Origin of the sequence: Pseudorhizobium xiangyangii (genome assembly GCF_020531965.1) — a bacterium.
Classification (GTDB): domain Bacteria; phylum Pseudomonadota; class Alphaproteobacteria; order Rhizobiales; family Rhizobiaceae; genus Neorhizobium; species Neorhizobium xiangyangii.
Window position 1 is genome coordinate 1 of record NZ_JAJAWH010000050.1, and the last position, 10,043, is coordinate 10,043.

At 58.8% G+C, this 10,043-nt stretch carries 10 protein-coding genes; 9 read left to right on the top strand and 1 reads right to left on the bottom strand.

The window, feature by feature from the left end; translation table 11 throughout:
- Positions 1-362 precede the first annotated feature (362 nt).
- On the bottom strand, positions 363-1,289 hold the full coding sequence (locus LH464_RS23455; protein WP_226788841.1) for an AraC family transcriptional regulator: 927 nt from the start codon (positions 1,287-1,289) through the stop codon (positions 363-365).
- A gap of 243 nt (positions 1,290-1,532) precedes the next feature.
- Here LH464_RS23455 and LH464_RS23460 point away from each other — a divergent pair, with 243 nt between their 5' ends.
- From LH464_RS23460 to LH464_RS23500, 9 genes are all read left to right on the top strand, one after another.
- The gene (locus LH464_RS23460; RefSeq protein WP_226788832.1) at positions 1,533-2,963 is read left to right on the top strand and encodes an extracellular solute-binding protein; all 1,431 of its coding nucleotides are present in this window, start codon (positions 1,533-1,535) and stop codon (positions 2,961-2,963) included.
- A gap of 136 nt (positions 2,964-3,099) precedes the next feature.
- Positions 3,100-3,978 carry a carbohydrate ABC transporter permease gene (locus tag LH464_RS23465; RefSeq protein ID WP_226788833.1) on the top strand — a complete coding sequence of 293 codons (879 nt, stop codon included), beginning with the start codon at positions 3,100-3,102 and terminating at the stop codon, positions 3,976-3,978.
- Positions 3,975-4,808: a carbohydrate ABC transporter permease gene (locus LH464_RS23470; protein ID WP_226788834.1), complete on the top strand. Its 834-nt coding sequence runs from the start codon at positions 3,975-3,977 to the stop codon at positions 4,806-4,808. Before LH464_RS23465 ends, LH464_RS23470 begins: the two co-directional genes overlap by 4 nt.
- Before the next feature lie 4 nt (positions 4,809-4,812).
- The gene (locus LH464_RS23475; protein WP_226788835.1) at positions 4,813-5,016 is read left to right on the top strand and encodes a DUF2160 family membrane protein; all 204 of its coding nucleotides are present in this window, start codon (positions 4,813-4,815) and stop codon (positions 5,014-5,016) included.
- Between the two features lie 4 nt (positions 5,017-5,020).
- A complete protein-coding gene (locus LH464_RS23480) occupies positions 5,021-6,061 on the top strand; it encodes an NAD(P)-dependent alcohol dehydrogenase (RefSeq protein ID WP_226788836.1) in 1,041 nt (346 codons plus the stop codon).
- A gap of 1 nt (position 6,062) precedes the next feature.
- Positions 6,063-6,833 carry an SDR family NAD(P)-dependent oxidoreductase gene (locus LH464_RS23485; RefSeq protein ID WP_226788837.1) on the top strand — a complete coding sequence of 257 codons (771 nt, stop codon included), beginning with the start codon at positions 6,063-6,065 and terminating at the stop codon, positions 6,831-6,833.
- Positions 6,834-6,899: 66 nt separating this feature from the next.
- On the top strand, positions 6,900-7,970 hold the full coding sequence (locus LH464_RS23490; RefSeq protein ID WP_226788838.1) for an ABC transporter ATP-binding protein: 1,071 nt from the start codon (positions 6,900-6,902) through the stop codon (positions 7,968-7,970).
- An 18-nt stretch (positions 7,971-7,988) separates the two neighbouring features.
- The gene (locus LH464_RS23495; RefSeq protein WP_226788839.1) at positions 7,989-8,723 is read left to right on the top strand and encodes an SDR family oxidoreductase; all 735 of its coding nucleotides are present in this window, start codon (positions 7,989-7,991) and stop codon (positions 8,721-8,723) included.
- Positions 8,724-8,746: 23 nt separating this feature from the next.
- A complete protein-coding gene (locus tag LH464_RS23500) occupies positions 8,747-9,475 on the top strand; it encodes an SDR family oxidoreductase (protein WP_226788840.1) in 729 nt (242 codons plus the stop codon).
- Positions 9,476-10,043: the final 568 nt, after the last annotated feature.

The following is a 10,043-nucleotide window of genomic DNA, read 5'->3' on the forward strand; positions in this document are numbered from 1 at the left end:
GCCTCGTTACGCTGACAGGAAGCGCCTGACGAATTGCATCTGGTTGTCTGACCGGATCGGTGATTGCGCGATATCGGTGATCAGGTGGCAAGAATGCAAAAGCCTATGAGGGCTCATAAGCCACCCTTCCGAACACATTGCACGCCCCGTTTGGCCGCTCGGTTAGACTTCGGTCGGCTCGCCAAGCCAGCGCGTCTCGATGTCGCCGCAAAGGGTGCAAACCCAGTTCTCGATTTTGGTGCGGGGCAAAATCAGCACGGCACGCAGATCGCCAGCTGCCGTGCAGATGATGGAGGCTCTGTCCCACGCAGCGAGTGGGCGCGGTGCTCTTCCCGTCGACGTCCGCCTCAAATATCCACTCATCAACGAGGGAGAGGATTGCCGAGTGCTTTGTGATGGAATGGAACAGTTCTTCGGTTGGTGGACAGCTTCCGGTATCTTGTCGGTGTTAGGTTGTGGTGGCGGAGAAACACCCGGTTGAAATTTGACAGATTGCGGTAGCCCACCTCGAAGCAGATGTCCGTTACCGGCAGAGAAGTGTCGGTTAGTAGCTGGCCCGCCTTCCAGATACGAAGCTTGTTGACGTGGTCGGTGAAGCTGTGGCCGCTGTTCTTTTTGAAGAACCGCGAGAAAGCGCTGTCGCTCATGCCGACCATGCGAGCCATGTCCGGCAACCGGATGTCCTCCGACAGATTGGCAAAGACATACGCAAAGACCTGTTGCAGGGCTTCGAGCGAACCATAGCTTAGATCCGGCACATAGGCTTCTGAAGACAACGTATCGAATTCATCAGTGTCCCGCAGCAGCGACAACAATGACAGGAAGGTCGAAAGGCGCACCGAGCCGGTTTGGAGCTCCATGCTGAGTATCAGCGCCTCCGCCTGTTCCCGCGCCCGACCTTTGAAGGACAGCCCCCGCTGCGCGCGGGTAAGAAAATCACGCAGGCCCGCCAATTCCGGCAAGAAGGCCGAAGCCTGCTCCAGTTTGGTCGGCAAAAACTGGATGACGATGTCGCGTCCTGGAATGCGCTCATCCGGTCCGAGCGGCGTCACCCAATCATGCGGCAGGTTGCTGCCGATGACGGAAATATGGCCCGGCGTAAACGCGCCGACATGATCGCCTGCAAGCAGGATGCCGCTGGCGTTGGGGATGTAGTGTATCTCCACCTCCGGGTGGAAATTCCAGACGTTGCGTTCCCACGGATAGTCGTCGCGGCGCCAGAGGAAAGACTCGTCCGCGCCGGTCAAGACATATTCGAATCTCGCGACTGTGGGCGAAATGACTGACATTGCGAACGGCCTCCGTGCTTCCCGGCATTCTCGTTGCGCTGACACGCAGATCCCGATTGTGCAACGCACACAAGATTTCATGCATGAAAATGGCTTTTCGCGCATGAAAGTATCAGTATCGCGCACCGGCCGCGCTTGTGTCCACCCTTCCATTCTACAAGTATTGAGATCAGTTGGGCGTGTTGGAGGAGAATTTAGAACCGCACAACCGGACCGATTTTGCGTTCCAAAGGGAGGAGAACAATGAACAGTTTCGTCAAAGCCGCGGGCGTCGGCTTCATTTCGCTTGGCATTTGGAGCTCGACCGCTCTTGCTCAGGATTCCTGGTGGAAGACTGCCGCCCAGCCCTATCAGGGCGCGACCATACGGGGCATCTCAGAATCGACCCCAGCGTCGAAATATGTCGAGCAGGTACTCGGTCCGAAATTCACCGAAGAGACGGGCATCAAGGTCGAATTCGAGGCCACATCTTGGGACCAGATGTACGACAAGGCGATCAAGGACATGGAGGCCAATACCGGCATCTATGACTTCGTCTATATCGAGCAGGACATCGTATACACGTATCTGGCGCGCAATTTTCTGGTCGATATCACCAAGTCACTCGCCGATAACGCAAAGATCGCTTCGCCGGACTTCAAGCCGGAGAATTTCACCACGTTCGTAAACTACTTCAAGGATCCGAAATCGGGCAATGTCATGGGCGTCCCCATGGAAGCATTCATCAAGCCCTACCTCTACCGAAAGGACCTTTTCGACGATCCCGCGATCCAGAAAGCCTACAAGGATGCCACCGGTGCGGATCTGAAGCCCGCGACGACGCACGACGAGTATACCCAGATCGCCAAGTTCTTCACCGAATACGGCGCAGACAAGGAGCTCTGGGGAACGACCGTACAGGCCTCGTCGAGCCACCCTGCCGCTTTCTACGAATTCTTCGAGTCGGTCGCGCCGACCTTCGGCGTGTACAACTGGGGCATCGATGGCACAACCTTCGCGGCCACCGAAGCGAACGGCGGCCAGATGAACTCCGCCGCCGCGAAGAAGGCGCTCAACTACTGGGTCGGCCTGCTGAAATACGCGCCACCGGAATCGACGTCCTCCACTTGGGACGAGGTTGCCGGGACATTTTCTGCCGGCCGCGCAGCCCAAGGCCTCGTCTACGGAGAAAACGCTGCCTGGATCGCGACCGACGAAAGCAAATCGACCGTCGTCGGCAAGGTGGGCGTGGCATTGCCTCCGGTTGAGGCGGGTGTGATGGAAGCCGTCGCATCCGGCAAGGGATATATCGGCTACTACGACGGCGGCGCCTTCGGCATCCCGCATTCTTCCAAGAACAAGGACGCCTCGCTGCTCTTCCTGCAGTATATCGGGCAGGCCTCAGTGCAGACCGACTGGGCTCTGGCCGGCTCCCGCATCGTCATGAACTCGACCTACGACGATCCCAAAATCGTCGATCAGGACAAGAAGATGAACGGTTACTACACGCTGATGCGTGACGACGGAAAGCTGTTCGCCGGTGCTCCGCCGTTCCCGTTCCACTCTCAAGTTCTGCAGGTCGTCGCGCCGTTCATCTACAAAGCCATCGTCGGCGAGATCCAGCCGGACGATGCGCTGGACCAAGCTGCCACTGCGGCCGAAGCTGAACTCGTGAAGCTCGGCTACCGCAAGTAAAAGACCATACCTCCCGGCGGCTGGCGGTCGCCTTCAAGAAGGTGGCCGCCCCGTTTCCTGACTGCGGTTTGCGCGGTCTGCCCACGACGCCGGCAGCGGGCAAATAGAATCCAAACACGATCTGACGGAGCGAAGGATGAGACAATCCAACATCGGATGGCTGTTTCTAACACCAGCCACGCTGATCCTCTTCGTAGTTGGGTTCATCCCCTTCATTTACATACTTTACGTCGGCTTCTTCGACTGGAACACCAACGCAGTCGATCCAACCCTGCGCTGGGCTGGTCTCCAGAATTACCGTAACCTCGTTTTTGACACGACATTCCTGAACTCGCTTGCGCGCACGCTGGTTTTTGCCTTCTTCGTAGTCGTAAGCGAGCTGCTGTTGGGCTATGTGCTGGCCCGCGCGTTGATGGCAGACCGTCTGTGGGGCCGGCAGTTCTTTCGCACGATCCATACACTGCCAATCGTTGTCGCGCCTATTGCAGTCGGCGCTACCTGGCGGCTGCTTTGCGTTCCGGGGTTCGGCATTGTGCCCTATTACCTGAAACTGTGGTTCGGCATCGACTACAACATCTCGACCAATGCCTATCACGCCTTCGGCACAGCCATTATTATGGACCTGTGGCACTGGACGCCGTTCGTCACGCTGTCGCTCATGGCAGGGCTGACCGCCTTGCCAAAAGAACCACTCGAGCAGGCGCAGATCGACGGCGGCAACAAGCTGCAGATATTCTGGTACGTGATCGTGCCGATGTTGAAGCCGGTATTGCTGACAACCGTCTTCATCCGGCTGATGGACGCGCTTCGTTCGGTCGACGAAATCTGGATGCTGACCAAGGGCGGTCCGGCTGAGGCGACCCGGTTCATCGGCCTTCATATCTGGATCAACGTCTTTCCGAAGACGGACTATGGCTACGGCGCGGCCATGTCCCTTCTCACGCTTTACGTAACGATCGTTTTGAGCTGGCTGCTCTTCGTCGCAATGACCGGCCGCAAGGGAGGCGCACAATGAGACGCTCCGGTATAGCCTCCTTCGTTCTGTGGATATGCCTGACCATTCTGACCCTGCTTCCGGTGTGGTGGATGCTGGTCGTGTCGATGCGTCCCCGCGTGAAGCTTTATTCGAAATCGGTCCTCATCGACAATCTTTACTGGGACAATTTCCTGGCTGTACTGAACAGCTCGACCTTCCTGCAGTATCTCTGGAATTCGATGGTCGTGGCGACATCGAATGCAGCGCTGGTGTGCGCGCTCGGTCTCCTGGCGGCGTTCGGGCTCTCGCGTTACAAGATCAGCGGCGGTGACAACGTGTTTTTCTGGTTGATCACCAACCGCATGGCCCCGCCTGCCGTGTTTCTGCTGCCGCTCTTCCTGCTGTTTACCAAATGGTTCGTGTTCGGCGACTTCATGTTGTTCGACACGAAAATTGGTCTGATCCTCCTCTATTGTGTGTTCAACCTGCCCTTCGCCATCTGGCTCTTGAAGGGCATGCTGGACGGGATTCCGCTGGAGCTGGACGAAGCGGCACGGGTCGATGGTGCAACGACCGGCCAGGTGCTGTCCCACGTTATCCTGCCGCTGGCACGACCGGGATTGGCCGTCACCTTCATCCTGACCTGGATTTTCGCCTGGAACGAGTACCTGTTCGCAGCGACCCTGACGTCGTCGGCTGACGCCAGGACCGTGACGACAGCGCTCGCCGAGTATGTCTCGGTCACCGGAACGAACTGGGGCGAGATGGCTGCGATGGCGTTCCTGACCACGCTCCCGGCTCTGGTCGTGCTTGGCTTCGTTCAGAAGCACATCGTGACTGGTCTGACGTTCGGCGCATTGAAAGGGTAAATTGATGGCTGGCATTCAACCCCAAAAACCCGAACGCGACGGATTCCTGCCGATCCGGACCAACGGCTTCGACCGGGGCTTCATCTCGGCCGTGATCCTGATCCTGGTGCATCTTCTCTGGATGCGCTTCCTGGAGGGCGTGCTGCCCCTATGGGTGGCGACGGTGCTCTGCCTGGCGCTTTCCGTGTTCATTATCCGAAAGGGCTGAAGACATGAGATCGCTCGTTCTCGAACGAAAAGACGAACTGCGGATTCGCGACCTGGATCCGAAAGAGGTGCTCGGTCCCACCGAGGTGCGCATCGCCATCAAGACCGTGGGCGTCTGCGGATCGGACGTTCACTATTATACTCACGGCGCGATCGGTCCCTTCGTTGTGCGCGAGCCGATGATCCTCGGCCACGAAGCCGCCGGCATCATCGAAGAGGTCGGCAGCGCGGTCGAGAACCTGAAAGTTGGCGACCGTGTTTGCATGGAGCCCGGCATTCCCGACCCTCAAAGTCGTGCGTCGCGGCTGGGTCTCTACAATCTCGATCCCGCGGTGCGCTTCTGGGCGACGCCGCCTGTACATGGCGTACTGAGACCGAGCGTGGTCCACCCGGCCGCCTTCACATTCAAGCTTCCGGACAATGTTTCCTACGCCGCTGGCGCCATGGTCGAGCCACTGGCCGTCGGTTTTCAGGCAGTCTCCAAGGCGAGGCTGACACCCGGCGCGATCGCACTGGTTACGGGCGCTGGGCCGATCGGCATGGTGACAGCGATCGCGGCGCTGTCGGCCGGCTGCGCCAAAGTCATCATGACCGACGTTGTCGATGAGAAGCTTGCAGTGGCGCGCAAGCTTGGGCCCGCCATCATCACCGTCAACGTCCGCTCGCAGGACCTGAAGAGCGTCATAGCCCGCGAAACCGACGGCTGGGGAGTCGATGTCGTTTTCGAATGTTCGGGTGCAGCCGAAGTGATCGCAGACACGTTGAACCATGGTTGCCCCGGCGGGGCCGTCGTTTTTGTCGGCATGCCCTTGAAGCCCGTCCCGCTCGATATCGTCATCGCCCAGACCAAGGAACTGCGCATCGAGCACGTATTTCGCTACGCCCATGTCTATCCGCGCATCGTGGCGCTCTTGGCATCGAACCAGATCAACGTCGATGCGCTGATCACCGACACCTACGCCTTCGAGGACTCGATCGAAGCGTTCGATTACGCCGTAAGACCGAAGCCGTCCTCCGTGAAGATCCAGATCGAGCTTGGGAAATAGCATGTACCTGCGGAAGTTGGATCTGAGCGGAAGAGTCGCGGTCGTCACCGGTGCGGGGCGAAACATCGGCTATGCCTGCGCTGATGCGCTGTCTGAAGCCGGCGCGCATGTCGTGCTGACTGATCTTGACGAGGAGCTCGGTCAGTCCGCTGTCTCGAAAATCGCCGCGATGGGGCGAAAGGCCGAATTCGTGCGTCTCGATGTAACCGATTCCGGCGAAACCGACCGTGTCGCGACGGCGATCGCTTCCAAGCTTGGTCGCGTGGACATTCTGGTCGCCAATGCCGGCATCGCTGCACACAGCCCGGCGGAGGATATGGCCGATGCGGACTGGCTGAGGGTGGCAAACGTAAACCTCAACGGCGTGTTCTGGAGCAATCGCGCCTTTGGAAACCTGATGCTGAAGGCGGGCAAGGGCTCGATCGTCAACATCGGTTCGATGTCTGGCATCATCGCCAATCGGCCGCAACCGCAAGCCGGTTACAACGCCTCGAAGGGGGCCGTTCACATGCTGACGAAGTCGCTTGCAGCCGAATGGGCCGAGCGGGGCGTCCGCGTCAACGCCGTCGCGCCAACCTATATCGCGACCGACATGACGAAGGCTGCCATTGAGGGGACCGGGTGGGACAAGGAGTGGATGAACATGACGCCGATGAAGCGCATGGGCGAAGTCGAGGAAATCGCGTCTGTCGTCCTGTTCCTGGCTTCCGATGCCGCCAGCCTGATGACCGGCAGCATCGTCGTCGCGGATGCGGGATACACCTCATGGTGAAGCTGCCCGTGCACCCGTCCCGAATGATCGGCGGCCATGCCGCCACAACTGACTAAGGATTGAGATATGGCGACGATCGAGCTCGACCAGGTCGACAAGCATTACGGCTCCTATCACGCACTGCGCAAAATCTCGTTCGATATAGCTGACGGTGAGTTCGTCGTACTGGTCGGCCCCTCCGGTTGCGGCAAATCCACGCTGCTGCGATCGCTTGCCGGCCTTGAGGAAATCACCGGCGGCACGATCAAGCTTGGTGGACATCGCGTCGACAACATCGCCGCCAAGGACCGTGACGTGGCGATGGTATTCCAGAACTACGCGCTCTATCCGCACATGACCGTCCGGGAGAACATGGCTTTCGCACTGAAGTTGCGCGGAGAAAATCTTGCCGATCGCAACGCCAAGGTCGACAGGGCCGCCGAGATGCTGCGGCTGACGCCCTATCTCGATCGATATCCGAAAGCGCTCTCCGGTGGTCAGCGGCAGCGCGTCGCCATGGGGCGCGCGATGGTTCGCAGCCCAAAGGCATTCTTTTTCGACGAGCCTTTGTCAAACCTCGACGCCGCGTTGCGCGTGGATATGCGTTCGGAGATCAAAGCTCTTCACCAACGCCTCGGCGCTACTTCCGTCTATGTGACGCATGACCAGATTGAGGCCATGACCATGGCGGACCGCATCGTCGTGCTTCGCGACGGCAAGGTGGAGCAGATCGGTGCGCCACTGGAGCTTTACGACAGGCCGGCAAATACCTTCGTCGCCGGTTTCATCGGATCGCCGGCGATGAACATGCTACCGGCCACGATCGATCTCTCCCTAAACTCAGCGCGGCTTGCTGACGGGTCGACCCTCTCCCTTCCGGAAGGCACGCGGGCAAGCAACGGCCAGGAGGTGATATACGGGGTTCGCCCTGACCAGTGGATGGTGTCGCATGGGGATATGGGCGTACCGGCGACTGTCGAATTGATCGAGCCGACGGGAGCCGAAATTCTCCTGGCGGCCAGATTGGCGGGCCAGCGCGTGGTGTGCGCCTTCCGCGAGCGCCACGCGCTGAAGCAGGGCGACAGGATAAGGCTCAACGTCGATCCTGCCGCCGCTCATGTGTTTGACAAGCAAACCGACCAAAGACTGGCGTTGTGAGCAACAGGCATCGGGAGGATGAACGTGTCGGACTTTACTGGAAAAACAGTCATCATCACGGGTGCTGGCAAGGGCATCGGTCGCGCCTGCGTTGAACTACTCACGCAGCGTGGCGCGCGGATCGTAGCCCTGTCGCGCTCGCAAGCCGATCTAGACGATCTGGCGGCGAAGTTCGGCGCGACCGTACTATCCGTCGATCTTGCCGACAATACAGCAGCACGCGCCGCCATGAAGATGGCGGGACTGGCAGACGCGCTGATCAATTGCGCGGGAACGAACGTGCTCGAAAGCGTCCTCGATATGACGGAGGAGGGCTATGAACAGGTCCTTGGCATCAACCTGCGGGCCGCGCTGATTTGTGCGCAGGAATTTGCGCGGGCTCGCATTGCAAACGGTGGCGGCGGTACGATCGTGAATGTGACCTCGATCGCCGGACATCGTGGTTTCGTGGATCACGTGGCGTACGCCGCTTCGAAGGCGGGACTGGAAGGCGCGACGCGCGTCATGGCCAAGGAACTCGGCGCCTACGGCATCCGGGTCAATGCAGTGGCGCCCACGGTTACCATGACGGAGCTTGCCGCGAAGGCGTGGTCGGAACCTTCAAAACGTGACCCGATGATGGTTCGCCACCCGATGGCGCGCTTTGCAGAGGTCGACGATGTCGCACGCTCGATCGCGCTGCTTATTTCAGAGGACGCGGCCATGATCAGTGGCGCAGTCCTGCCAGTCGACGGCGGCTTCCTTGCTGTCTGAAAATCAAGAGGCGAGAAAAGAAGATGACTAGACAACTCGAAGGAAAGATCGCGGCGGTGACCGGTGCAGCTTCAGGGATTGGGCTGGCGACCACCCGTGCCCTGGTCGATGCCGGCGCCAAGGTCGTGATGGTGGACTACAACAGACAAGCGCTGGAAACATACGCTGCCGAGCTCGGCGACGTCGTAGTCACGCAGGTCACCGATCTTCTGGACGCCGCAAGTTGTGAGGCGATGGTGCCGGAAATCCTGGCAAAGGTCGATCACGTCGACATCCTGCACTGCAATGCAGGGTCCTACATTGGCGGGGATCTTATCGATACCGATACCGCGACAATGGATCGGATGCTGAATCTCAACGTAAACGCCGTCATGAAGAACGTCCGCAACATCGTTCCGCATATGATGGAGCGTGGGACCGGGGATATTTTGGTCACTTGCTCGGTTGCCGGCCATGCGCCGATTCAATGGGAGCCAGTCTATTCCAGCTCCAAATGGGCGATTACCAGTTTCGTTCAAATCATGCGTCGGCAGTTGAAAAACCACGGCATCAGGGTCAGCCAGGTCTCGCCTGGTCCGGTCGTATCCGCTCTTCTTGCCGATTGGCCCGCGGAAAACCTTGAGAAGGCCAAAGCCAATGGAAGTTTAATCGAGCCCTCAGAGGTCTCCGATGCCATCATCTTTATGCTGACCCGCCCGAGAAACGTCACGATCCGGGACATGATTGTCTTGCCGACCAATTTCGACGTGTAGTTAAGAAATACCAAGTGGATGTCGGAGCTCGATTCTGGGCTTCACGCCACGGTCTGCGAGGAGGAATGGCCGGACGACAAGGGCTGGCTGATGTTGTCAGTGCTCCATGGTTGCATCACACAGCCGCAGCGGTTGGATCGAAGCTTCGCTGCGCAGTTCGGACTGTCGCTTTTGAGATTTCCGGGTCACATGCCTAATAAATTTGGCTTTTGCGTCTAACCGTTATTGTGGAGCGCGAGTGGTTGGTGAGTGTTGCTTTGCCAGTCTAAACCACAGGTTACGCTTTGGTGGTATCCACCTGAGAAAGTTATCCACTTCCCTCGCCGATGCGGAGGGTCCATTTGGTTAGAACGTCGTCCGTTTGCCCCGTTGCGCCCCGTTTACCGACTTCTACAATGTAATCCCAGTCCCGACCATTGGGAGAGAAATCATGGCTGAAACCGGAAAATCCGATGCTCAGCACGACGACAAGGTTAGGATCCGCAAGCGGGACCCTGACCATCAACGCCGCAGCATTTCAATAGATCGAGTTCTCCTAATGGCTAGCCCCACCCATGGACGCATCTTC

What these genes read in the sequence shown, in the direction of transcription:
- LH464_RS23455 (WP_226788841.1), bottom strand. Translation starts at nt 1,289, where the DNA reads ATGTCAGTCATTTCGCCCACAGTCGCGAGATTCGAATATGTCTTGACC.
- LH464_RS23480 (WP_226788836.1), top strand. Translation starts at nt 5,021, where the DNA reads ATGAGATCGCTCGTTCTCGAACGAAAAGACGAACTGCGGATTCGCGAC.
- LH464_RS23485 (WP_226788837.1), top strand. Translation starts at nt 6,063, where the DNA reads ATGTACCTGCGGAAGTTGGATCTGAGCGGAAGAGTCGCGGTCGTCACC.
- LH464_RS23470 (WP_226788834.1), top strand. Translation starts at nt 3,975, where the DNA reads ATGAGACGCTCCGGTATAGCCTCCTTCGTTCTGTGGATATGCCTGACC.
- LH464_RS23490 (WP_226788838.1), top strand. Translation starts at nt 6,900, where the DNA reads ATGGCGACGATCGAGCTCGACCAGGTCGACAAGCATTACGGCTCCTAT.
- LH464_RS23475 (WP_226788835.1), top strand. Translation starts at nt 4,813, where the DNA reads ATGGCTGGCATTCAACCCCAAAAACCCGAACGCGACGGATTCCTGCCG.
- LH464_RS23500 (WP_226788840.1), top strand. Translation starts at nt 8,747, where the DNA reads ATGACTAGACAACTCGAAGGAAAGATCGCGGCGGTGACCGGTGCAGCT.
- LH464_RS23465 (WP_226788833.1), top strand. Translation starts at nt 3,100, where the DNA reads ATGAGACAATCCAACATCGGATGGCTGTTTCTAACACCAGCCACGCTG.
- LH464_RS23495 (WP_226788839.1), top strand. Translation starts at nt 7,989, where the DNA reads ATGAACGTGTCGGACTTTACTGGAAAAACAGTCATCATCACGGGTGCT.
- LH464_RS23460 (WP_226788832.1), top strand. Translation starts at nt 1,533, where the DNA reads ATGAACAGTTTCGTCAAAGCCGCGGGCGTCGGCTTCATTTCGCTTGGC.